The 24,214-nt window shown below is 41.1% G+C and carries 21 protein-coding genes; 11 read left to right on the top strand and 10 right to left on the bottom strand.

Going from position 1 to position 24,214, the window contains the following annotated elements:
• The first annotated feature begins 42 nt into the window (after positions 1-42).
• Together J7338_RS12340 and J7338_RS12335 are read left to right on the top strand one after the other, a co-directional pair.
• Entirely contained in the window at positions 43-981 is a 939-nt protein-coding gene (locus J7338_RS12340; RefSeq protein WP_210797333.1) for a tetratricopeptide repeat protein, read from the top strand.
• A 213-nt stretch (positions 982-1,194) separates the two neighbouring features.
• On the top strand, positions 1,195-2,484 hold the full coding sequence (locus J7338_RS12335; RefSeq protein WP_210797332.1) for a hypothetical protein: 1,290 nt from the start codon (positions 1,195-1,197) through the stop codon (positions 2,482-2,484).
• 56 nt (positions 2,485-2,540) lie between these two features.
• On the opposite strand, the gene J7338_RS12330 is transcribed toward J7338_RS12335, so the two are convergent.
• Complete coding sequence (locus tag J7338_RS12330; protein WP_210797330.1) at positions 2,541-3,461, bottom strand: DUF808 domain-containing protein; 921 nt, start codon at positions 3,459-3,461, stop codon at positions 2,541-2,543.
• Positions 3,462-3,582: 121 nt separating this feature from the next.
• Between J7338_RS12330 and J7338_RS12325 the strand changes: the two genes are divergently transcribed.
• On the top strand, positions 3,583-3,867 hold the full coding sequence (locus J7338_RS12325; protein WP_210797328.1) for an MliC family protein: 285 nt from the start codon (positions 3,583-3,585) through the stop codon (positions 3,865-3,867).
• Positions 3,868-3,943: 76 nt separating this feature from the next.
• Positions 3,944-5,965 (top strand): methyl-accepting chemotaxis protein, encoded by a 2,022-nt coding sequence (locus tag J7338_RS12320; protein WP_210797326.1) that lies wholly within the window; start codon positions 3,944-3,946, stop codon positions 5,963-5,965.
• Between the two features lie 83 nt (positions 5,966-6,048).
• On the opposite strand, the gene J7338_RS12315 is transcribed toward J7338_RS12320, so the two are convergent.
• Positions 6,049-8,574, bottom strand: a complete 2,526-nt coding sequence (locus J7338_RS12315) for a sensor domain-containing protein (RefSeq protein WP_228732979.1) — start codon at positions 8,572-8,574, stop codon at positions 6,049-6,051.
• Positions 8,575-8,849: 275 nt separating this feature from the next.
• Here J7338_RS12315 and ubiD point away from each other — a divergent pair, with 275 nt between their 5' ends.
• The 5 genes from ubiD (at position 8,850) to J7338_RS12290 (ending at position 12,803) form a co-directional block, all read left to right on the top strand.
• Positions 8,850-10,316, top strand: a complete 1,467-nt coding sequence (gene ubiD, locus J7338_RS12310; protein WP_210797324.1) for a 4-hydroxy-3-polyprenylbenzoate decarboxylase — start codon at positions 8,850-8,852, stop codon at positions 10,314-10,316.
• A gap of 86 nt (positions 10,317-10,402) precedes the next feature.
• Positions 10,403-11,116: an NAD(P)H-flavin reductase gene (gene fre, locus J7338_RS12305; protein ID WP_210797323.1), complete on the top strand. Its 714-nt coding sequence runs from the start codon at positions 10,403-10,405 to the stop codon at positions 11,114-11,116.
• A gap of 104 nt (positions 11,117-11,220) precedes the next feature.
• The gene (locus J7338_RS12300; protein WP_210797321.1) at positions 11,221-11,538 is read left to right on the top strand and encodes a hypothetical protein; all 318 of its coding nucleotides are present in this window, start codon (positions 11,221-11,223) and stop codon (positions 11,536-11,538) included.
• Positions 11,539-11,567: 29 nt separating this feature from the next.
• Entirely contained in the window at positions 11,568-12,287 is a 720-nt protein-coding gene (locus J7338_RS12295) for a helix-turn-helix transcriptional regulator (protein ID WP_210797320.1), read from the top strand.
• A 102-nt stretch (positions 12,288-12,389) separates the two neighbouring features.
• Positions 12,390-12,803, top strand: coding sequence for a CBS domain-containing protein (locus tag J7338_RS12290; RefSeq protein ID WP_210797319.1), 414 nt, complete (start codon positions 12,390-12,392; stop codon positions 12,801-12,803).
• A gap of 30 nt (positions 12,804-12,833) precedes the next feature.
• On the opposite strand, the gene add is transcribed toward J7338_RS12290, so the two are convergent.
• The 8 genes from add to cyaY form a co-directional block, all read right to left on the bottom strand.
• Positions 12,834-13,835, bottom strand: a complete 1,002-nt coding sequence (gene add, locus J7338_RS12285) for an adenosine deaminase (protein WP_210797318.1) — start codon at positions 13,833-13,835, stop codon at positions 12,834-12,836.
• Between the two features lie 143 nt (positions 13,836-13,978).
• Positions 13,979-16,669, bottom strand: a complete 2,691-nt coding sequence (locus tag J7338_RS12280) for a CHASE domain-containing protein (RefSeq protein WP_210797317.1) — start codon at positions 16,667-16,669, stop codon at positions 13,979-13,981.
• A 38-nt stretch (positions 16,670-16,707) separates the two neighbouring features.
• The gene (locus tag J7338_RS12275) at positions 16,708-17,817 is read right to left on the bottom strand and encodes a heme biosynthesis HemY N-terminal domain-containing protein (protein ID WP_210797316.1); all 1,110 of its coding nucleotides are present in this window, start codon (positions 17,815-17,817) and stop codon (positions 16,708-16,710) included.
• Positions 17,814-19,679, bottom strand: coding sequence for a uroporphyrinogen-III C-methyltransferase (locus tag J7338_RS12270; protein ID WP_210797315.1), 1,866 nt, complete (start codon positions 19,677-19,679; stop codon positions 17,814-17,816). Before J7338_RS12270 ends, J7338_RS12275 begins: the two co-directional genes overlap by 4 nt.
• Positions 19,680-20,618 (bottom strand): hydroxymethylbilane synthase, encoded by a 939-nt coding sequence (gene hemC, locus J7338_RS12265; RefSeq protein WP_210797355.1) that lies wholly within the window; start codon positions 20,616-20,618, stop codon positions 19,680-19,682.
• Between the two features lie 62 nt (positions 20,619-20,680).
• Complete coding sequence (locus J7338_RS12260; protein ID WP_210797314.1) at positions 20,681-21,574, bottom strand: DUF2914 domain-containing protein; 894 nt, start codon at positions 21,572-21,574, stop codon at positions 20,681-20,683.
• 25 nt (positions 21,575-21,599) lie between these two features.
• Positions 21,600-22,256: an alpha/beta hydrolase gene (locus J7338_RS12255; protein WP_210797353.1), complete on the bottom strand. Its 657-nt coding sequence runs from the start codon at positions 22,254-22,256 to the stop codon at positions 21,600-21,602.
• On the bottom strand, positions 22,253-22,576 hold the full coding sequence (cyaY, locus tag J7338_RS12250; RefSeq protein ID WP_145239944.1) for an iron donor protein CyaY: 324 nt from the start codon (positions 22,574-22,576) through the stop codon (positions 22,253-22,255). The genes J7338_RS12255 and cyaY overlap by 4 nt, the downstream gene beginning before the upstream one ends.
• A gap of 148 nt (positions 22,577-22,724) precedes the next feature.
• Here cyaY and lptM point away from each other — a divergent pair, with 148 nt between their 5' ends.
• Both lptM and lysA read left to right on the top strand, forming a co-directional pair.
• On the top strand, positions 22,725-22,919 hold the full coding sequence (gene lptM / locus J7338_RS12245) for an LPS translocon maturation chaperone LptM (protein WP_210797313.1): 195 nt from the start codon (positions 22,725-22,727) through the stop codon (positions 22,917-22,919).
• Positions 22,919-24,172 carry a diaminopimelate decarboxylase gene (lysA, locus tag J7338_RS12240; protein WP_210797312.1) on the top strand — a complete coding sequence of 418 codons (1,254 nt, stop codon included), beginning with the start codon at positions 22,919-22,921 and terminating at the stop codon, positions 24,170-24,172. Before lptM ends, lysA begins: the two co-directional genes overlap by 1 nt.
• Positions 24,173-24,214 lie beyond the last annotated feature (42 nt).

The raw sequence follows: 24,214 nt of genomic DNA, 5'->3' as shown, positions 1-24,214 counted from the left end.
CTTGTTTTAATTTAACGTAAAACAAGGAAGGGAAAAGGCCATATGCTACTATTCAATACCAGCGATTCATTGTCGTTTTTCAGCCAAACAAAAACCTGCCCACACTGTCACAATAATGATTATCGACTACAAAACCATAGCCGCTTTTTGCGTTTTTCAATTGTCCCTATGCTGCCATTAGCATGGCATTACCAATACCGATGTAGTGATTGTCAGCACAGTGTGCAGCTTTCAATTATGCAACTGCCATGGTTAGAAAAGCTTTCTTTGATCAAATATTTTATAGGCTCGATATTATTTATCTGGCTATCTATTTACTTTTATACACAACATCTTGATGAGCTAAAAGGCAAGCAAGCAATACTAAACCAGCCACAAGCATTCGATACTTACTTGGTACATGCTGATAAGTTTTCTAACGCACCATTGCGCCCTGAAAACCTAAAAGTAGCCCAAGTACTCGAGTTTGATGAAAAAAATATCACCTTTCAAATCAGCAATTATCGCTATAAACGCAACAGTGGCATTACTATGGCTATGCGTACCAGCTTATTGGTACAAAAAGATTATTTTTCATCAAAAACAATTACTTTACCTCGCAGCGAAGTACAGCGTTTATATGATGAAGGTGTTATTTATGATGTACTGCGTCCTTACGCATATAGCTTATATGGTGGTTTTGTGATGTTCCCACCACGCCCTAAACCGCTATATGAAGGGGTGAAGCTTAATAAAAATAATCAGCAAGGCATCACCTATTACAAAGATAGGTTATTTCCTGAAGCGTTCGAAAGCTTTTTGCTCGCCAGCAAAGAAGGCTCACAATGGGGTCAGCTTAATACTGCGCAAATGTATCGTGATGGTGAGGGGGTAGAAAAAGATATCAGCCAAGCTATTTATTGGTATCAACAAGCTGCAGGGCAAAATAACCACAAAGCCAAAGTACAACTCAAAGAGCTGTGCCTTGAGCATTCCTGTTAACATACCCAAATCACCTCAAGGTGCAGAGTTCAGCGTTTCACAGGGGTTTAATTAAGGTCAAGGCGTTACTTTGCAACTATCGCAAGTCTTTGGCTTGCCATTTAATCAACATTTACTAGTTTAACACCCCAACAAATAGTTCGATTTATATTTACACCAAAATGGTTACACTATAACATTACAGATATACTATAACAAAACACTGGACTGTTAATGATTTTACCTAACTATAAAACTTGCTTAATTGCCTCTATGGTTGCTGTACTGTGTGCCTGTAACAGTGAAATTGATGACCTTGTAGATAAAAATGCTGAGCAGAAAGATGACCATGACCACACCGAAATCACTGCAAAAGGGCGATTAGCGATTAGCCATGCTGATATTGCTAACGTATCTGTTTTTAACGCTGACAACAACTCGTTGCTGGAGACCTTTAATACCAGCAACGTAATAAGTGGTCTATATGCCAGTCCTAATTTTCGTTACGCAGTATTGATCCAGCGAGCAGAAAATTATGTTGAGTTCATTGACGGTGGATTATTTACAGAAGATCATGGTGATCACCAACATGGTTACGAACAGCAACCCGAGCTGCATGATTTAATCTTTAGCGATAGTAAACCAACCCATTTTGATATCAGTGAACAGCAAGCTGCACTGTTTTTTGATGGCGATCTTGATGCAGGGATCCCTGCAAGCTTTGTGTTATTAAGTGATGAATCACTTGCTGCTGGGAAAACGTTAGCAGCACATAGCTTTAACAATGCCATGCATGGTACAGCGCAAATTCGCGGTGGATCGGTAATAACAACTTATCGCAGCGAAGATATAACTAGCGTGCTGCCAAATTATGTAGAACAACTGCATATTCATGGTGATCACTTTCATCAAGAACAGCGGTTTTCAGTGGATTGCCCTGCACTACATGGCAGTGCGCAAAATCACCAGCACATCGCTTTTGGCTGTAGCGATGGTGTATTAGTTATAACTGAAAAAGGTGATGTGTTTAACGCAGCCAAAGTAGCTAATCTCAACAGCTTTGCTGAAGGTACGCGTATTGGCACAATTAAAGCGAGTGAACACAGTGAGCTATTTTTAGGTATTGCACAAAGTAAGCTTTTTTACACCATAGACCCAGTATCAGCTGAAATGACACAGCTTACATGGCAACAAAATACTGAAAATACCGTATTAGCAACTGCACTGGATAGGATTACCGGCGAGTTTTATGTACTTGAAAGTGATGGTTTCTTGTCGGTGCTACATGCTGAAGATGATTGGCAAGTCAGCGCACGCTTTAAAGTACTCGAAAACCCAGCTGGTAACTATGCACTCGCGGCCTCAGCGGCCGACGATACTTTATATATCAGTGATGCAAACAACCAAACAGTATTAAGTATCGACACGCATGAGCAAACGACTCAAACTATTCTTAACCTTGATTTTATCCCTAATCAAATTACCTGGTTAGGTATAGCTGCTGAATCAAAACATGAACACTAATAAATTCAAGCGAATAACTTTCATAGCATTCCCTTGCTAATTCATTGCCAGCAAATCTACTTTGCTGGCTTTTTTGCTTTCTTACTGGCAATTCCATGATGAACCAACACAGCAACCGCACCGGCTAATACACCTAATAAACCATCGAACAGTAAAGGCGCTATAATCTCTCCCAGCATACCTAAATTTGCCAATGCAAACTCAGCAACAGCGATTTGACAATGATGCAACACGCTAATGCCATGCACTAAAATTCCACCACCCACTAAAAACATCGCGACCGTACCTGCAAATGCTAAAAATGCCATTAAGCGTGGTGCAGCGGCTAACAAACCTTTACCTAATAAGGCTTTAAAACGATTACCCGTTTGCTGTGCTTGGTTAAGTAAATACAAACCAGCATCATCGAGTTTTACAATCCCTGCCACTAACCCATAAACGCCTATGGTCATGATCACCGCAATAACACTCAAAACTAGCGCTTGATTTACTAGGCTTGCACCCGCCACTGTACCTAGAGTGATAACGATTATTTCTGCCGATAAAATAAAGTCGGTTCGAATAGCCCCCTTTACTTTTTGTTTTTCGTACTCAACTAAATCTAAATTTTCGATAGCATCTACATCATTATTTTTCGTAGCTGGTAATAACTTTTCGACTAACTTTTCGGCACCTTCAAAACACAAAAATAACCCACCCACCATCAATAAAGGTGTAATAAGCCAAGGTAGCCAGACGCTTACTAATAACGCAGCAGGAACTAAAATAGCTTTATTTACAAATGAGCCTTTTGCTACCGCCCACACTACGGGTAGCTCACGATCGGCAGTGACTCCTGTCACTTGTTGCGCGTTTAAGGCCAAATCATCCCCTAACACACCCGCCGTTTTCTTCGTGGCTACTTTACTCATAGTGGCAATGTCATCTAATAAAGTGGTGATATCGTCCAATAATGTCAATAGGTTAGTGCCTGCCATCTAATGTCCTTTGCGGTTAAAAAATTTATAATAATCAACATAGCCTAAACCAGTATTTTCACCAAAGGTTAATTTTCGTTTGCTATGCTAGCACTAAACACACTTAGCTAAGGCACTTGTTATGTATAAAACCCTATTAATTGCACTCGGTGTTATTAGCCTCAGTGCATGCACTGAACAATTAAATAGTCAGTCTTTCTCCTGCGATAGCCAGCTAAGCGCCGTTATTACCAGTAATGATGAAGAAAGTGCCACACTAAATTACAATAAAGTAGATCATTCGCTGACCAAACAAATCAGTGCCTCGGGCGTAAAATATAGCAATGAAGATGTACTGTTTTGGACCAAAGGGAATGAAGCAATGTTAATAATTGATGGCAACAAATATCACTGTAATTTAGAGTAATACAATCGCTCGCCAAACTTATAATTTATAAAAATACTGCTACACTCATAAATAATTAAGTATTTACGGGTTCACTATGCACGCTATTGCTATTAAAACGAAACTAATTTTTGCCTTTGCCACAATTGGTTTTTTAATGCTCGCCAGCAGTAGTTTTTTTTACTGGTCATTAGGACAAATTAATCACGCTACTTCGGATATAGAAACTTTAGCTGTCCCAGTACAACAGCAAAGTCATGCCTTACGGTTATCACTCTTATCAATCACCAAATTTAATGCCGTTGCATACAGCCAAACAAATAAAGTCAGTTTGCAACAGCAGCAACAGAGAACTCATGAAGAACAAGATTTATTTAAAACCAAGCTAGAAGAATTAAGCTCTCAGCTTCATGACCAACCACAAATGTTGCAACTAATATCGCAAATAACACAACGCTACCAGCAATTTAGTTCCACTAGCGCAACTATGTTTAACACCAAACAACAAGGCCTAACAGCAGCAACTCAGGTTACCTCATTAGCAAATAATTACGCTAATAATCTCGCTGACCTAAGCAATGGCTTACTTGATTTAGAACTAATCGAAGTAACGCCTGAGCAACAATCGTTATTAGCCGCTATTGTTGGTACAGCGACCCGCATTGACGATTTGCTATTCACCTTAGGCAATAATGTTAAGAGCATCAACCACATTAGTTCCCTACAAACACTCACAGAACACCAACAAGATACCGCTTTTTTATTAGACAATATCCAATCTAATTTTACATACCTACAACAGCAAGCGAGTGAGTTAAAAAATCAAACAAATTTCAGTAATCTAAAAGATCTTCTCAACTTAATTAATCAACAGTTGGTAACACTGTACCAGCAACAAAGTACACTTTTGACCAGTAAGGTTGCGACCGAGCAAGCCTTTGCTGCATTCCAGCAACAGTTTCAACTTACCGAGCAGCTCATTATTAAGCTAAATAATTTAGCAGATAAACGCTTTGATACCTTACAGGCTGATGCTCAGTCGGTGATCACTACCGGCTCGCGACTCGCTATTATTATAAGTTTAGTGCTTATTTCGTTTGCAGCCTTGATCTGCTTTTTAACCACCAAAGCAATGTTAAAACCACTCAATGCTGTAAATAAAGCATTATCACGTATTGCATCTGGGGATTTATCGAAACGTACAAAGCCCCATAATGATGATGAATTTGGGGTACTTTTAAACAATATCAATCAATTAAGCGATGATCTAAGCACATTATTAAGTGCGATAAGTGATAACGCCCACACCTTAGATCAATCAGCAATTCAAACCAGTGAGCAAGGCCAACAGATGACCCAAGCAGCACAACAGCAATTAGATCGTATTGCAGAGGCTGAATCAGTGGCACATAGCATGCACAGTAATTCCCAAGCGGTCTGTGAACGAGCTGATAACACCTCCAATGAAGTTGCTAATGCATCGCAGTTTGCCAATGATGTAAACCAGATTGCTGATCGTAACAGCCAGCGTATTGCAGCGTTGCTTACTCGGCTTGATCAAGCGGTGCAAAGTACCGATGAACTAACCCAGCACACACAATTAATTGGCGCGATCGTGGATACAATTAGTAGCATTGCTGAACAAACTAATTTGCTTGCGCTAAATGCTGCTATTGAAGCTGCCCGTGCAGGAGAAAATGGCCGGGGCTTTGCTGTTGTGGCAGATGAAGTACGCTCTTTAGCGGCGCGTACACAAAACTCGACTAGCGAAATTCATACTATGATCCAAACATTGCAACATCAGGCTAATACTGCTCATCATGAAATTAACGATGGTCAACAACAAGCAAAAGAATGTGTAACAAATAGTAGTGAGTTAAACCAAGCGGTGGATAAAATAAAAAGTACCTTAGTGACAATTAACCAAATGAGTATGCAAATTGCCAGTTCATCACATCACCAGCTTGATAACAGCAATGAGATAAAACAAATCATGGCGCAAGTAACGGTGCAGGCACAATCGAATGCCGAACATGCAAAGTCACTCGCCAATCAAAGTGAAGACGTTAACCAACTTGCCCACTCATTAACCAGTGCAGTAGAAAGGTTTAAGTTCTAATTCTGAATAATAGAGCCATCTGCTGCTATTGTCATAATGATAAATACACACCACTGAAATAACATCGCAGGGTGTGTAGCTGCTCATTTATTATTTTGCTCCGCGATAAACTCCCTAATGTATTTATCAAATAGTACCGCCGACAGTGGTTTACTGTATAAAAAACCTTGAATATAGTCACAATTTAGAGCGTTTAAAAAAGCAAGCTGTGCAAAGGTTTCAACTCCTTCGGCAACAACTTTGAGCTGCAGGTTGCTAGCCATTGATATAATTGCACTGACCATCGCACAATCTTCAAGATCATCGGGTAAGTCTTTAATAAACTCCCGATCTATTTTTAACTTACTCAGTGGAAAACGCTTTAAATAGCTCAACGACGAGTAACCTGTACCAAAGTCATCAATTGCCAAACCCACGCCGGTTGCACGTAATGCTTGCAACTGCTGCAAAATATTTGAGTTATTATCAGCCAGTAGCGTTTCAGTAATTTCTAGGGTTAAACACTGAGCTGATAACTGCGTTTCCTGCAAAACATTTTTAACTAATGTTTCAATATCTTGGCGAATAAATTGCACGCTAGACATATTTACCGCAACAAAAAACTGCTCACCGAAACTGCTACACCACTTAGCAGCTTCGCGGCATGCTTCTCTGAGTACCCACTCACCAATTGGAATGATTAATCCTAACTCTTCACATACAGGAATGAATTGTGCCGGCGACACATCGCCAAGCTCCGCACTATGCCATCGCAATAATGCTTCACAGCCGACTGTTTTTTTATCGTGGCTAATAATTGGCTGAAAATAAACGGTAAACTCGTTATTACTAAGCGCTTTATGGAGAGCATTTTCAAGCTTACTACGAGCAGTCGCTTGTTCATGCAAGCCGCTGGTAAAGAACTCAAAGCAGTTTCGCCCTTGCGCTTTAGCTTTGTACATAGCGCTATCAGCATTACGTAGTAATATTTTTCGCTCACTGCCATCGTCGGGGAAAATAGTGATCCCCATACTGCCGGATACAAATACGTCCTGCTCACCAATTTTAAATGAAGAATTAAGCGCCAGCAGAGCCTTTTTAGCTAATCGCTCAATATCTGCTAATGTAATGATCCCAGGTAATAATAGCGCAAACTCATCGCCACCTAAACGAGCCACTACGTCAGAGCTACGCATACATGCTTTAAGCCTTTTAGCTGCCTCTAATAACAATAAATCACCACTATTATGTCCTAGGGTATCATTAACGCTTTTAAACCGATCTAAATCAATAAAGCAAATTGCCAAACGCTTGTTGTAAGCTGTTGCACGGATCATTTCTTGATCTAGCTTACTATTATAATGATAGCGATTTGCCAACCCCGTAAGTGCATCAAAGTTAGTTTGTAGCCACATTTCCTGCTCATTTTCTTTGCGTAAAGAAATGTCGTTAAATAAGGCAACATAAACTTCAATGGCTTTTTCCTCGTCAAATACCGCCGAAATATTGACCCAACTAGGGTAAATACTACCATTTTTGCGGCGGTTCCATATTTCGCCTTCCCAGTGTCCAACTTCATTTAAACGTCGGTATAGCACTTTAAAAAACGATGGTTTGTGACGGCCCGAATTTAATATTGCTGGTGTTTTACCAAGTACATCTTGTTCTTGATAACCAGTGATCTGCGTGAAGGCTTCATTTACAGCTTGAATTTCATTATCATGATTAGAGACTAAAATACCTTCATTAGTTGCCGAAAATACCGTACTCGCGAGTCGTTGCTGCTGGCGTGCTTTTAATTTTAAAGTGATATCACGAATTAAGTGTATTTCACCAATTTTGCTATTTTTTTCATCGATAACTGCGGTTACTCGTGCCTCCCCCCAAAATACCTTTTTAGCTCCATGAAATTGACACTCACTATCAACCCCAACAACTCCTTTCGGACACTCAGTAAATGAGTAAATATTTTTGTCTTTCAGTGGCTCGCCTGCTGTTAACTTCTGCACAGCCGTAGTATTGGCTGTAATAACCACATGATCGGTATCAGTGTAAATGAGCAAGTCATCTATACTATTGAAAATCGCCTTTAACGTCGCACTATCTTTTTGCGCCGACTTTTTAGCTCTGCGTAATCGCAAAGCTAACAAGGTTAAAGTCGCTAACAGTATTATCAGTACAGAAATAAATATTAGCGCTAACAGCAATTGGTCGGAGCGTTTTTGTTCTATTTCATTCGTTTGATTGGCAACTAACTCTTCAAGATTTTCTTGATAATGCCAAAGCGCTTTTTCAAAAAAGCGTTGAGATGAAATATCATGTATTACAGAAAATAAGAAATCTTTATTTGCAATTGTAAATGGAGCTGAGTAAACGCTAACGGTACGTGTTTCACCGCTTGCTAAACGATGCTTAAAAACAAAATAGTTTTGCCCTTTATTCAGAGCGGCTTGGCGCTCCTGCGCAACTTGTTGCTCAGTAAATATATTAATCTGCTGGATTCGCATTGTTTGCAATTGCGCAATACTGTAGCCATAAAATACAGCCGCAGCCTTATTAGCAAATTTAATTTCACCTGTTTGTGGTTCCACCACTAACATCACCGCACTATGTTCATTAAAAAACGACATATTGATCGCAGAATCTAATGGTTGCTTGGCACTGACTTGATCTACAAAAGTAATTACACAACAAATAATAGCAGCCTTGATAAATATTTTTACGATAAGCCCACCTATTAATCCAAAAAATCATTTAAAATATTTGTCCTAAACTATAGCTTAATCACCTTATAATGTAATAAAAATGTTCACCTTAATGATCCCTAAAAACAGCTCATTAATTCGCTTAACGTCTTTATTTCAGTATAATGCCAATAGTCTTTTAAGCTTTAAAGCGGCCCACTATGAAATACAAAGATCTACGTGATTTTATCGATTTATTAGAAAAAAAAGGTGAACTGAAGCGTATTCACCAAGAAGTTGATCCTTATCTTGAAATGACCGAAATTGCCGACCGCACACTGCGTGCTAAGGGCCCCGCTTTATTGTTTGAAAACCCTAAAGGGTATGATATCCCCGTGCTGGCTAATTTATTTGGTACACCAGAGCGTGTTGCCATGGGAATGGGTAAAGAACACGTTAGCGAACTACGAGAAGTCGGTAAGTTATTGGCCTTTTTAAAAGAGCCAGAGCCACCAAAAGGCATTAGAGAAGCATTTAGCCAAATTCCAGTGTTTAAGCAGGTATTAAATATGCCTGCCAAAGAAGTTAAAAAAGCCCCTTGCCAGCAAATTATTATCGAAGGCGATGATGTTGATTTAACTAAGTTACCAATCCAACACTGCTGGCCTGGTGATGTGGCTCCATTAATCACTTGGGGTTTAACCGTCACCAAAGGGCCTTTCAAAAAACGCCAGAACCTAGGTATTTACCGTCAACAATTACTCGGTAAAAATAAAATCATTATGCGCTGGTTATCACACCGTGGCGGCGCTCTCGATTTTCAAGAATGGTGCAAAGAAAATCCGGGGCAACCTTATCCAGTATCGGTAGCATTAGGCGCCGATCCTGCGACGATTTTAGGCGCAGTAACCCCCGTACCCGATACCTTAAGTGAATATGCTTTTGCCGGCTTGCTACGTGGTAGCAAAACAGAAGTCGTTAAGTCGATATCCAATGATTTACAAGTTCCAGCCAGTGCTGAAATCGTCCTTGAAGGCTATATAATGCCGGGCGAAATGGCACCTGAGGGCCCTTATGGCGATCACACAGGTTATTACAATGAGGTTGATAACTTCCCAGTTATGACAGTGACCCACATGACACACCGTAAGGATCCTATTTATCACAGTACCTTTACTGGCCGTCCGCCTGATGAACCGGCTATTTTAGGGGTCGCGCTTAACGAAGTGTTCGTGCCAATTTTGCAAAAACAGTTCCCTGAAATTGTCGATTTTTACTTACCGCCAGAAGGTTGCTCATACCGTATGGCCGTAGTGACAATGAAAAAGCAATATCCTGGCCATGCGAAACGCGTGATGATGGGAGTATGGTCGTTCTTGCGCCAGTTTATGTACACTAAATTTGTCATTGTTTGCGATGATGATGTCAACGCACGTGACTGGAACGATGTCATTTGGGCTATCACCACTCGAATGGATCCAGCTCGCGACACGACTCTAATTGAAAACACACCGATTGATTATTTAGACTTTGCATCACCGGTTTCAGGTCTTGGTTCAAAAATGGGCATGGATGCCACTAATAAGTGGCCTGGCGAAACCACTCGTGAGTGGGGCGAACCCATTGTGATGGATCAAGTGACTAAAGATCGCGTCGATGAAATCTGGCAAAGCTTAGATATTCTTTAACAGTGCTTTTAGAGGCTATAAACTCACTATACTGATATGCTACCATTGCTCAAATAAAGTGCGTATCCGCTAATTTAAGGTAAAACATGCAAACATTACACGCTGAAGTTGTCGCTATCAGCCCACTCACTGAATTTGTTCACAAAGTAATTTTAAAACCTGTTGAAAGCGTCACCTTTGAAGCTGGCCAATATTTGCAAGTAGTGCTTGGCGAAAAAGACAAGCGTGCGTTTTCAATTGCCAGCCGCCCTTCACAGTCTGATGAGCTAGAACTTCATATTGGCGCATCTGCCGTTGATTCATATGCAATGCAAACTTTAGAGCATCTTCGCCAAGCCCATGCTGAGAAAACTCAGGTGTTGATTGAAGCCGGCTTAGGCATTTCACAGTTGCGCCTCCAATGCGAACGCCCAATTATTTTACTCGCTGGCGGCACAGGGTTTTCATACGCAAAATCTATGGCTGATCATTTAAGTGAAATTGGTTGTGAGCGTCCGGTATTGTTCTATTGGGGTGTGCGTGAAGAGTCAGCCTTATATGCGCATACTGAAATGCAAACATGGGCTGATAGCCGTGAAAACTTTACCTTTATACCAGTAGTTGAAAACCCAACAGCTAGCTGGACAGGCCACACAGGCTACGTACATAAAGCGGTGATGAACGATATCGTATCGCTTGCCCCATATGATATTTACATGGCAGGGCGTTTTGACATGATAGGTATTGTTCGCGATGACTTTTTAAATCACGGTGCAATTCGCGAAAACATGTACGCCGATGCATTTGCATTTATAAAGTAGTATAACCAGAGTAACCAGCTTAATTTTACTAGTAAGCTGGTTACTGACACTCCCTGACAGCCCGCTATGATTTACTTAGCTCTTCTTAAGTAAGGAGAACTATAATGACCACAAATTTAATCGAAGTTGTAAATTTCAAACTAAATACTGATACAAACTTAGCGCAGTTCCACATAGCTAATAATGATTTTCAGCGTTATATTGATAACCAACCTGGCGTACTTTACCGCTCCCTAGCTAAACAAGCCGATACCCAGCAATATAGTAGTATCATTTATTTTGCTACTGTTGCCGATGCCCAAAAACTGCGTGATACATTTTTTGATACTGCTATTTGCCAACAGTACACCTCTCTCATTGCAAAAGAATCGATAAAACTGGATCGTTTTGAAGTGCTTAGCCAAACTTGCCAACAAAGCTAACACTGTATTTTTGAAAACAAGGATAACCAATGCACAAATCAGAGCGGCTATTTCAATTAGTAAACATACTTAAAAGTCGCCGCTTTGCGATTACTGCAAACGAACTTGCCAATAAATTACAGGTATCTCAGCGAACAATTTATCGCGATATTCAGCACTTACAGAGCTCGGGCGTACCCGTTGAAGGTGAAGCAGGCACTGGCTATTTAATTACCGATTACGACCTACCACCGATGATGTTTACTCTTGAGGAGCTACAAGCACTGTTGTTAGGTAGTAAAATGGTCAGCGCTTGGACTGATCCACAGTTAGCGGCAAATGCCCAAGCTGCAATGACTAAAATTAATGCGGTGTTGCCTAACAAGTTAAAGCAACGCGTTGCAGAGCTGCCGTATTTAGTCTCTGCATTTCATCACGATAAAAGCCACCAAACAACCACTTTGATACTTCGTAAAGCCATCACTAATAAAACCTGTATTGAATTTCATTATCAGGATGTAAACCAACGACCAACTCAGCGTATTGCCGACCCTTTAGGGCTAGTATATTGGGGTGCAAAATGGACTCTTATTGCTTACTGTCAGTTACGCTGTGACTACCGAGAGTTTCGCTTAGATCGTATTCAAAGTATTGTTCCGCTCACCAAGACATTCGATACTAACCCGCAAAAAAGCTTAGCGCATTATATGGAGTTAATAAAAGCCAAATACCAAACCCACTCAGCTGATCGGACTCATAATAAAATTTAGCTGTGATTGTTATTACCTATCAGCATAATCAACATAAACAATTTCACAAACGGCCAATCCTTAACCATACTTTGTATAACTCATTAATTGGGAGAGACCCAAATGTTAAACACCAAAGTAAAAGATTTTATGCAACGCAAGTTACCGCATATTACCCCTGAAACCGAGATGACCACGGCAATTGCAGAACTACAAAAATTCAAACTACTGGGTGCCCCCGTGTTTGATGATAATAAAAGTTTAGTAGGCTTTATTTCTGAGCAAGAACTGCTAACACCTTTAATGCAAACTAGTTATTTTTGTGACGGTGTGGTTAAGGTTTCACAGCTGATGCAAACCGAGGTTGTCACCGTCAACGGCGACACCAACATAATGGAACTAGCAGAGCAAATGAAAACCGGTAAGCCGAAAAACTATCCGGTTGTAGAAGGCACTACGGTCATAGGTATGATAGGCCGTAGTGATATTCTTAAAGCCATGTTTGATAATTACCTAAGCTGCCAACGTGAGCATTAGGTGCATAATTTAATGGCTTGTACGTCGCAACTATCGTGATGCGACCGCTTGCTTTAGTTGCTGTTTTTCAGCATCACTCAAGTATGCAATATCGAGTGCATTGGCTTGGGCTTTTTCCATATCAGCCTGAGTCAGCCCTGCTGCTGGCCCTGCAACCATATATTCATGTTCAATTTCGATGCCTTCCACAGCAGGGTCATCGGTATTAATACACGCTAAAATACCATGATCTAAAAAGCGTTTCAGTGGATGCACAGCTAAGCTGGCTACTGTGCTGGTTTGTACGTTACTAGTTAGGCATGATTCAATCCCTATACGTTTATCGCGTAGGTAGTCCATGAGCTTAGCATCTTCAATAGCCTTGACACCATGGCCAATGCGACCTGCACCCAGTTCGTTAATCGCCTGCCAAATACTTGCCGATCCTAGCGCTTCGCCAGCATGAATGGTCGCCGCTAAGTAAGCATCACCCACTTGTTTAAAGTGATCAACAAATAGCTCACCAGGAAAACCAATTTCATCACCGGCTAAGTCCACCGCAACTAAATCATTTTTAAACGCGAGTAACGCATCAAGCTCCTGTTGGCAAATTTTAGTGCCATAAGTGCGCGACATAATACCAATTAAATTCGCTTTTACCATGCTGTTTTGAGTGGCACTTTTAATGCCATCAACCACTGCTTCAACCACACCTTGTGGGTGTAAGCCTTGGCTTTGTGCCATGTAGTAGGGGCTAAAACGCAGCTCTACATAATCTAGACCTTGTGTTTGCGCATCTTCAATATTTTCGATGGCAATACGCCGACACGCATCATAATCACCCAATACCGTGACGCCCCAGTCAAGCTTTTGTAAAAAGGCCATTAAGTTAGGCTCAGGATCGATAACTTGCACATGCGGAATTAAGTCTGCAACATTATCAGCAGGCAGCTTAATATTGAACTGACGACCTAAATCAAGAATAGTTTGCGCGCGGACATTACCATCTAAATGGCGATGGATATCTAGCAAAGGGAGTTTTTTATTGATCATAATTAGCACTCAGTTCAGTTAATTTGCGCGGATCATACGCACTTAAATCGGTAATTCAAGTTTAGATTATTTTGTGTGTAGTATTGAGGTCATTTGTCAGCCTATAACAATAAAAACGCAAATTTACTAAGCGCTCGATAGTGTTAAACATCTTTATGTAAGTAGTGCCACACTGTTTTAAATAGTTTCTCAGCATCAATTGGTTTTGTTAAATAACCATCCATTCCAGCTGCGAGTGATTTTTTAACATCATCATCATGAGCATTTGCTGACAGAGCAATAATAGGAAGCTGATGCATAAATAGCTCATCACGAATCACTTTAGTGGCTTGCAAACCATCCATATTAGGCATTTGAATATCCATAAGCACTAAATCATAACGGGTTTCAGAAACCTTCTCAATGGCTTCAAAACCGTCACTGGCAACATCCGCAATACACCCCTTGGTTTTTAATATAGCGGTAGCAACATGTTGGTTTAGTGGATTATCTTCCACCAATAAAATCTTAAATTCAGCAAGCGATAAAGTAGTCGTGTCAATCTCAGCAAAGAGTGGCTCTAATTGCTCGGCTTTAGCGAGAGGCGAAATACGTGGTAAGGTAAAAGTGAAAGTTGAACCTTGCCCCTCCTCACTCGCTAAACTAATACTTCCCCCCATCAATTCAACCAACTTTTTGCAAATACTTAATCCTAAACCTGTACCACCGAACCGTCGAGAGGTAGAGCTATCGGCTTGTGCAAACGGTTGAAAAAGTTGCTGTTGAGCTACTTGGCTAATACCAATACCAGTATCACTGACACTAAAATAAGTGACATCTTGCTGCTGCCATACTTTTAGTGTGATTGTGCCAGTAGCGGTAAATTTAATCGCATTATTTAATAAATTCAACAAGACTTGCTTTAAACGTATTGGGTCGCTATCTAGCTGAAGATCCGCGTTGTTATCGAGTTCTAATATTAATTTCAGCGACTTTATATCAACGTCAAATTTCACCAAATTAACTAATTCATCAATAAGCTGATTTAACGCAATAGGCTCTTGTATTAAGTCTAGTTTACCAGCTTCCATTTTAGAGAAATCGAGTACATCATTTAATACTCGCAGCAGCACACTCAGCGCCCCATCAGCTTGTTCAATATAATGACGGGCTTGTTGCCAATCTTGCTGCTGTAACGCTAAATAATGCAACCCTTTGATGCCATTGATCGGAGTCCGTACTTCGTGACTCATATTCGCTAAAAACTGGCTTTTGATTTGACTTGCTTCATCCGCTTTTTGTTTTTCTTGACGCAAAACACGTGTTTGTTGAGCCACTTGCTCCCTAACCTGAATATTAGTGCCTGTTACAGATATTAGGAAAGTGATCAGTAACCAAACAAATAACATCCCTAGTATTTGTGCAAACCAGTACATTATCCATGACGTTTGTGTTGTTGGCTCAAATAACTGAACTTGCCAAATTCGTTGTCCAATAACTAACTGATATTCACTCAGCAATTTGCTTTCGGTGCGAGGTGCGCGGTAGATTAGTTGCCGCTGCTGCGCATCCGTCACATCATAAAAGTGCATGCTTATTTGACTACGATGATTAAACTGCAAAGTATCAGCCAAGCGTGCTAAGTTAATAACGCCAACCACAAAGCCCCTAAAATCACCTTGCATCTCTAAGTCACCAAAAACCGGAAAGAAAAACAATACCCCAGTATCATCATGTTTGCTTTGTACAAGCTTTATCGGCTCGCTAATAATCAACTCATTCAATGCTTTTGACATCATCATCACATTACGGATTTGCGCATTTGAGGCTAAATCAAAACCGACTATCTCTTCATTACCCAACATCGGATGTACATACTGTACAGGGTAATAACTGTCCCGTTTGGTCACACTCTGCCACTGTTGCTGGGGTGATTGCTCTTTTATATAAAACTCATTAAAGCCTTCTAGACGAATTTGTTGTTGATATTGGGCAACCGTTGATAACGGTACATGTGGCACCCATTCTAGGGCAAGTACTTCATTGCTATAATCAAGTTGAGTTGTAGTAAAACGCTTAAATTCAGCGTAACTGACATCATCACTACTGGCAAAAAAAGTAGAAAGCAGAGCTAAATGCGCCGATACCTCATCCAGTTTATGATTTATTTCCAACCGAACTTCAGCTACTTTTGCTTCTTGCTTTTGAATATCTTTATCTTTTTTCACACTTGCTGCAGCATAAAAGCTAATACTTATAACAATATAAATTAGGGTTGCAGGTAAAATTACTTGTAAGCGATGACGCATCTGCTCGTAATTAAAAGCCGCCAATATTAATGGTGTAAAAATTAACACCCCAATACTGTCGCCAATCCACCACGCCACAAAGTTATCAAAGGCGGTATGTATCGGTATTATATTATTGAACACCAATAAGCTGGTGCCTATTGCTGCAGCAATCACACAGCAAGCAGGACCTGCAATGATCAAGCTTTGCACACTGTGTTTTAAAGAGGATAAATCTAGCGGAGCTTTAATTATTTTAACGATGAAATAGCAGCCAACCCAGGCCTGCAAAACAGCTGCAAAAGAAACAGCTAAAGCTTGTAAAAAAACCTGCCAATGCAAAATATCAGCAACACGATCGAGATGAATCATATTGGTGAGCAAAGCGCCGAGCAAAACCCCAACTAAGGCGCGTCGCCCGCACAATAAAAAACCCGCAAGGGCAATGCCTGAAGGTGGCCACGAAGCCACAGCATAACCATCAATAGCAAGCAGCGAATTACTGAAAAAACCAGTAATAAAATAAGCAAATGTTAAACTAAACGTCAGAGTAAATATATTTTTCAATGCCCTGACGCTCCTATTTTGGTGTAGTTCCGCTATACCTACAAATATAAATCGAGGGCTTTTTGTGGTTGTGCGCTTTTACTATAACTAAGCTGTGCTTGTACTAAATATTCTTTGCTGTTTTCTCGATTTAAGGCTTTATCGAACACCCGAGCAGCAAGCTCATACTCGCCATGTGCATTAGCTAAGCATGCAAGTGCCAGTAACAAGGCTTGATTATCCGGCTCTTTCTTTAAAGTATCTTGTAAACTCGCCTGTAACTTTAATGCGTCTCCAGGGACGGACACTTTTAATATGTGTGCAAGTTCAATATGCTGCTCTGGTTTTTTCAGCATTTTAAGTAAACTTAGTTCAATCTCATTTAAACGCCCAGTTTTTGCCATTGCGGCTAAGTAACAGCTATGCGCTTTTACTTTTACGCCTTTAGGAAGTTGCTGATACTTATCGGTTAATTGTGACTGTGGCTGTGCCAGAAAGTAGCTGGTCAATAATATCGACCACTGGCTATCTGTTAACGCTTTTTTACTAAGTAATCGCGGCATAAACTGCTCAAGCGCAGTCCATTTTTGTTGTTGAACAAGTACTTCGGCATATAGTTTTAGCTCTAAGGCGGTGGCTTTTTTAGCTTCAGCTAACGCTTTTAATTCACCGATCACAGTACTGCTATCACCACTGGCTAACCAGAGTTTAGCTGCTTTTAGTTGGTTTGCTGGCGATATTTTCTCAAGTAATGCAATTGCTTTGTTTGTATCATTATTTTGTAAAGCCGCTTTAGCTAATAACGCATAGCGCACATCTTGCCAATTATCAGCCACGCTATTGTTTTCCAATACCAGTTCTAGCTGCTCGCTATCACCATTAATTAAACTCCATACACCTTGCTCAATCGCTGCTTGTTTACGCTCTTCACTGCGGGCAAAAAAACGATGGCGAGTTTTGCTGTATAAAGACCATAAATAACGCACTAATTTATAAAATAGAAACGCAGCCGTAAAGATAAGTACTATCAGGCCACAAAAGCCCCATATAGTCCCTTCGATCGTGGTTTTATTAAATGAAACTAATACATAGCCTTTTTGATCGATAAAAAAAGGCGCTATTGCTAAGCAAATTGCAACAGCAACTAGTAGCAGCAGAAAGCGGATCATTGGGCCCACTCCTTCACTTGCACAGTACTTAGTAGTGATACTTTTTGATTAAAATTAAGTTGCTCTTTAGATAACTCCGACAAACTTTTTAGCACAGCTTTGCTCACTGCTTCGTCTTGCTGGAAGTACTCATTTACTATTTCTTTTGCTGCATCGACTGCGGTAAAATACACGCTGCTTTGCTTAGCCAATAACGCATCTTGTGCTTGAGACAGATACAGGCTCAAACGTTGTTTAACTAAGTGGCGCTCTTGTTCACTTAAAAATGGTGCAACAACCATGTCCTCACGCGTACGCACAGTAACAAACATGTCTTTAAATTGTTGCCATGATTTAGCCACATTCTGACGCCACTCACTAATATTCTCGCTAAGTGCTTCAGATTTTTTTGCAACCGCTTCTTCAGGCAAAGATATTGAGTTAAATATCAGTTCATCAACTTGCTTACTAACACCGTGTAGCTTTAAATAAATTGCTTCTATTGCAACCGGCTCAACAGTGCTAAGCGCTTGCAAATCTTGATATATTGCTTGGCGAATAGCGCCAGTTCCTGGATGCTCTGCTAATAACGTATCTAATCGAGTTAATACTGCCGCCGCTCCTTTATAATCATGCTCAGCCCACAGTTTAAACTCAGCCATACGCTGCAAACTAGTCACCTCTTGTGGATTAAGACTATATGTTTGTTGCTCTGCACGCTGCAAGGCGGCTGCTAATTGTTTTGCCGTGTTATCTGCATTTTCAGCTAAGCTAGCAGCAACTTTTTGCTCACTATTAAACAGCGCTTGTTGCAAGGTTTGCTGCGCAACTTTCACTGCTTGCAGCTCTTTACTGAGTAATTGGTTGTCAGCTGATAACTGATTAACTAACATATTTGCTTGCTGTTGTGTATGAAGTTTTTGGTAAAACTGAAAACCAACACCAGAGGCCACAATCAACGAGATAAGTAATGCTAAGCTGCCAGTTTTACTTATTTTTTGTTTGTTGTTTTGGTTCGTTTCTTGTTTCATAGCAAAGTCTTTTTTTGTTGCCGAAGCAGAGTCTGCAACCTTTGCATTCGCCTTGGTTGAGCTATTTGGAGTTGCTTTAGGGTCAGCAAGCTGTGATGTTGGCTTTGTATCTTCAGTCATAATGTTACCTTCGCTAATACAAGTGAACATAGCGCTATCGCTTGCACCTGCAGCAATGTGTATATTTGCCGAGTCAACCTGTTGCGCCGCAAGGTATTCACTAATACGAGCACTGGCAACATAAAACTGGCACTGTCTGATCCACTCTAATTGTTTTGCGCCCAGTTCACGAAAAATCGCATCAACTGCCGCATTACTTGTTATGACTATACCTTTAACATCAAGGCTTTGCCAGTGGTCTAGCCAGTCAGTTGCATTACCTTCTACAGGGCCTCGTTGATAAGCCACTAAATTATTTAAAAATGCCCCACGTTGCTTTAAGTTTTTTGCAATCGTTGCTCGGCCACCTTTGCCTTTGACCAACACTATATTTAGACCATCAACTTGCTGTAATGATTTTAAAGCCAATAGCCCTTCAGAATCATGCAATTTAGGCACGGCTGCTCGTACGCCAAATGCCTGCCAAATGGCTTCTGCCGTTTGTTCTCCTACGGCATAAAATTGCGCTTTAGTATTGATATCGGGTTTAAGTGCCAACAATGCTTTGACAGCATCTTGGGAGATAAAAATAATTTTATCTGCATTCAGTAAAGGGGTCAGTTGAGTATTATCTGGGGTTAAGTAATCAATTTTCAAAACCGGAAATAAAGTCGCCTGATAACCCCCTTGCGACAGTTTCTCTGCAAGGTCGGCGCCTTTTCCATATGGGCGAGTTATCAGGATCTGTGACATTTATGCGTCTCTATATACTTCAGCTAAAATTTTATCTGCGCCTAAAGCAAGTAACTGTTCAGCCAGTTGCACACCAAGCTGTTCAGCATCAATTGCTTTACCACTGATCTCAGCGCGTAAAATTTCGCTGCCATCAATTGCGCCCACTAAACCACGTAAATGTACTTGCTCGCCATCAACTAAGGCGTAAGCGCCAATTGGCACTTGGCAACCGCCTTCTAAACGGCGATTCATTGCACGTTCGGCATTAACACGAATACGTGTCTCGTTATGCTCAAGTGGTGCAAGTAACGCTTGGGTAACCTCGTCATCAATACGACACTCAATACCTACTGCGCCCTGACCATTCGCTGGTAACGATTCTTCTGGTTCAATAAATGCTTTAATACGGTCATGCATCTGTAAGCGAATTAAGCCAGCAGCAGCTAAAATAATCGCATCATATTGGCCATCATCAAGCTTAGCTAGGCGAGTATTGACATTACCGCGTAAATCACGAATTTCTAAATCAGGACGCAGTTCACGAATTTGACACTGACGACGCAAACTCGATGTACCAACAATAGCACCTTGTGGTAGCTGTGCAATGTTAGCAAAGGTATTTGACACAAATGCATCGCGTGGATCTTCACGTTCACAAATTGTATGCAGTGCTAACCCTTCAGGAAAATCAACAGGTACATCTTTCATTGAATGCACAGCAATATCTGCACGGCCATCTAACATGGCCTGCTCAAGCTCTTTAACAAATAGTCCTTTACCACCGATTTTTGCAAGTGGTGTGTCAAGAATAATATCTCCTTGCGTCGACATAGGTACTAGCTCTACAGTAATGTCGGCATGGAAATGCTCCAGCTGTGCCTTTACAAATTCAGCCTGCCACAGTGCTAATGCACTTTTACGCGTAGCGATACGAATAAGTTGAGGTTTTTTTGTCACGTTTTCAGTCATAAAAGGAGTCCAATTAATTTTCTTTGCTGAGCCTAAAGGTAAATAAACACTTACTCAGCTAAAATGCGAAATTCTTTTTGTGCCAATAAATGGCCCTGTTCGTCGACAACATCAACACGCCAGTTGCCAACCTGTTCAGGTAAAATAGTTTTACTAGAATAAGTACGATACCGAGGAGACGTTACACCAAGCTCAATACTTGCTAGCACTTCATTTTCATAGCGCCAAACATGCCTGACCGTCTGCCCTTGCATATTTTTAAGCTCACTAAAAAATGCCATTGTCTCAGTAAATTCATTTAAACGCACATCCGCTTTAAAAACATTAACGGGTTCACGATCAACCACTTCACGGGTCAATACTGCGCGGCTTACTTTGTCTGTATCAATTTTTGCACCAAGAGCAACGCTGGCAATATGTGCGGATGTAGCAAAACTATCTGATTGCTCCGCACTAACGTCACTCTCTACTGGCTCATTATTGGTATTTGTAGCAACAATAGTATTAACTACAAGTGCTTGGCTTTGTTCGGGCTGGTTACTATCAACAATTTGCTGCTCTGGGCTATCAGTTATCACCGCCATTTCTAGCGATTCACTTTTATCATCCACTACACTAGCATCATTACCATCAGTATCAGTGAGCGTCGACGCTTCGCTAGCTATCTCAAACTCAGTATTGTCTGCTATCGTTGTGGAAGATGCTAAAAGCGCGTCTTCTTCGCTGGTCTGTGCAACAGACTCGACGGTGCTATCAAGGGGTTGTCGATCATGTTGCTCAGCATTAACGGAGCTCAACAGGCTATAAGTAAAAATAACTAACGCAAATATCATCAGTAGCATAACGGTAACAATGCGCTGCCAATGCCATTGATACGTTACCTTAGGCACGATAGGGGCAGCCTCTCGACTCATACTTGCAGTGATCACTATTTTTTGTTTCATTTTAGCCTCGGCTACTCAACACTATTTAACTTAAGCGCGCGATCAACCAGTGGCGAATAGCCATTAGTTCTTCCCCGCAGAGCTGATGGCCCATTGGGTAATCTTGCCAACTTACATCCATGTTATGCGTTGTAAGTATGTCAAACGCATGACGACCTGCATCATAAGGTACTACTTGATCTTGGCTACCATGAGCCATAAATACCGACAAATCTGTATGTTTAGCTTCAGCCGTTAACTTATCTGGCACACACATATAAGTCGAAAGCGCCATTACACCTGCCAGTTTCTGAGTTAAGCGCGGTGCTAAATGTAGCGCAATAACGCCACCTTGAGAAAAACCAGCCAATATTATTTTATCTGCAGGAATACCTTTACCCAACTCTTGCTCAATCAACAGCTCAACCTTCGCCGCAGATTCGCGTACCCCTGCTTCATCGGCGCGCTTATCTAAATCCATAGATTTAATATCATACCAAGAACGCATTGCCATACCACCATTAATGGTGACCGGTTGTACCGGAGCATCTGGAAACACAAACCGCACACCTAAATCATCAGGCAAGGCAAGCTGCGATGCGACAGGTAAGAATCCATCGCCTGAATCGCCTAAACCATGTAACCAAATAATCGTTGCTTGATGCTGGCCTTTTGCCGCGTATTCTACAAACCCCAAACTCATAGTGCTGATTGCCATTCTACCGTTTGGCCAGCTTGGCGCGTTGTTGCTTCATTCATAAACTGCCAAAATTCTGCGCCCGAGCGATTATCAATCCACTTATCGCCACGCAATTCAAAATGGTGACCATTAAACTTAGTCGCAACCCATACTTGATGCAAAGGAGCTTGCTTATTAATCACAATTTTACTGCGATCAGCAAAAATAATCTCCAAAATACCTTGTGCAGATTCATAGTCTAAGTCAGCTTCACAGTCATCCACTTGTTCTTCAATGGTAAACATAAGAGCTTCGGCTAATTGGTGGTATTCATGATCAGTCATAATTGTTTCCTTTTACGGGCATTTAGCCAGATATTCGGTACGAATTGCATGCAGCTAGTGTAACAGGAATAAATTCATCCGCGAATAGCTGCATTTTTTAGATATTCTGTTAATCTGCGATTATAAAGCCAGCAACACGATTAATCTAATGAAAGAGATACATCTTAAACAATTAAAACGACTTTCCCCACTTGGTATATTACTCATCACTTTAGCTGGCTGCGGACAAAGCGGGCCACTGTATTTACCAGAAGATAAAGCCGAGCCAAATAAACCACAACAAGTAACAACACCAGTTACACAAACGCAGTCATCAACAACTGAATCGAAACAGGACCAATAATGGACTTTTTTGACTATAAAAATAATCAGCTGTATGCTGAAGACATCGCTGTCAAGGAGCTCGCCGCACAATACGGAACGCCTTGTTATATATATTCTCGCAAAACTTTTGAACGCCATTACCTTGCCTTTGCACAGGCAGCGACCAATCATAAAAACTTAGTTTGCTATGCTGTAAAAGCCAATTCAAACATTGCTGTTTTAAACGTATTGGCACGCTTAGGCTCAGGTTTTGATATTGTTTCTAAAGGTGAACTTGCCCGCGTCATTGCGGCAGGAGGCGACGCTAGTAAAGTGGTTTTTTCAGGGGTTGCCAAAACAGCAGATGAAATTGCCTACGCACTCAAGCTCGGGATCAAATGTTTTAATGTTGAGTCTGTCTCAGAGCTAGATCGTATTTCACACGTTGCCAACGAACTTAATTTAGTCGCGCCCATTTCAATTCGGGTTAATCCTGATATTGATGCGAAAACCCATCCGTATATTTCAACGGGTTTAAAAGAAAATAAATTCGGTATCGATATTCTTACTGCAACAAGTGTTTATCAGTATGCAGCGTCATTGCCTGGCCTAAAAATCACCGGGGTTGATTGTCACATTGGCTCACAGCTGACTGAAATAAAACCATTTCTCGAAGCGCTAGACAAAGTGCTGGCTCTAATTGACGATTTAAAAGCCAACGGTATTGAACTCAGCCACTTAGATATTGGCGGTGGTTTAGGCGTACCATACAACGGCGAAGCACCACCGCATCCAAGTGAATATGTGGCACATATCACCGATCGTTTAACTGATTATCAACACTTAGAACTTATTTTTGAACCGGGCCGTGCAATTGCTGCCAATGCGGGTATTTTGGTTACAAAAGTTGAGTTTATAAAACAAAACCAAGATAAGTTTTTTGCAATCGTTGATGCCGGTATGAACGATATGTTGCGCCCTGCTTTATACCAAGCATGGCAAAACATTGTGCCGGTAACACCCCGTAATGACGACACGCCCACCCATAACTTTGATATTGTTGGTCCAGTATGTGAAACCGGTGACTTTTTAGGTAAAGATCGCCTGTTAGCCTTACAACAAGGTGATTTACTTGCCCAGCGCAGCGCTGGTGCCTACGGCTTTACCATGAGCTCAAATTATAACTCACGGCCTCGTGTGGCAGAGCTCATGGTCGATGGCGAGCAGAGTCATTTGATCCGCGCGCGTGAAACTCTGGAAAGTCTATGGCAAGGCGAGAAAATTTTACCATAAACTTTTTGTAACGAGGCTGCTCTGTGGCATGATTAGCGCAGA

The sequence above is a fragment of the Pseudoalteromonas ostreae genome (assembly GCF_018069805.1).
Classification (GTDB): domain Bacteria; phylum Pseudomonadota; class Gammaproteobacteria; order Enterobacterales; family Alteromonadaceae; genus Pseudoalteromonas; species Pseudoalteromonas ostreae.
Note: the sequence above shows the minus strand (reverse complement) of the source record. Positions and strands in the feature narration are given on the sequence as shown.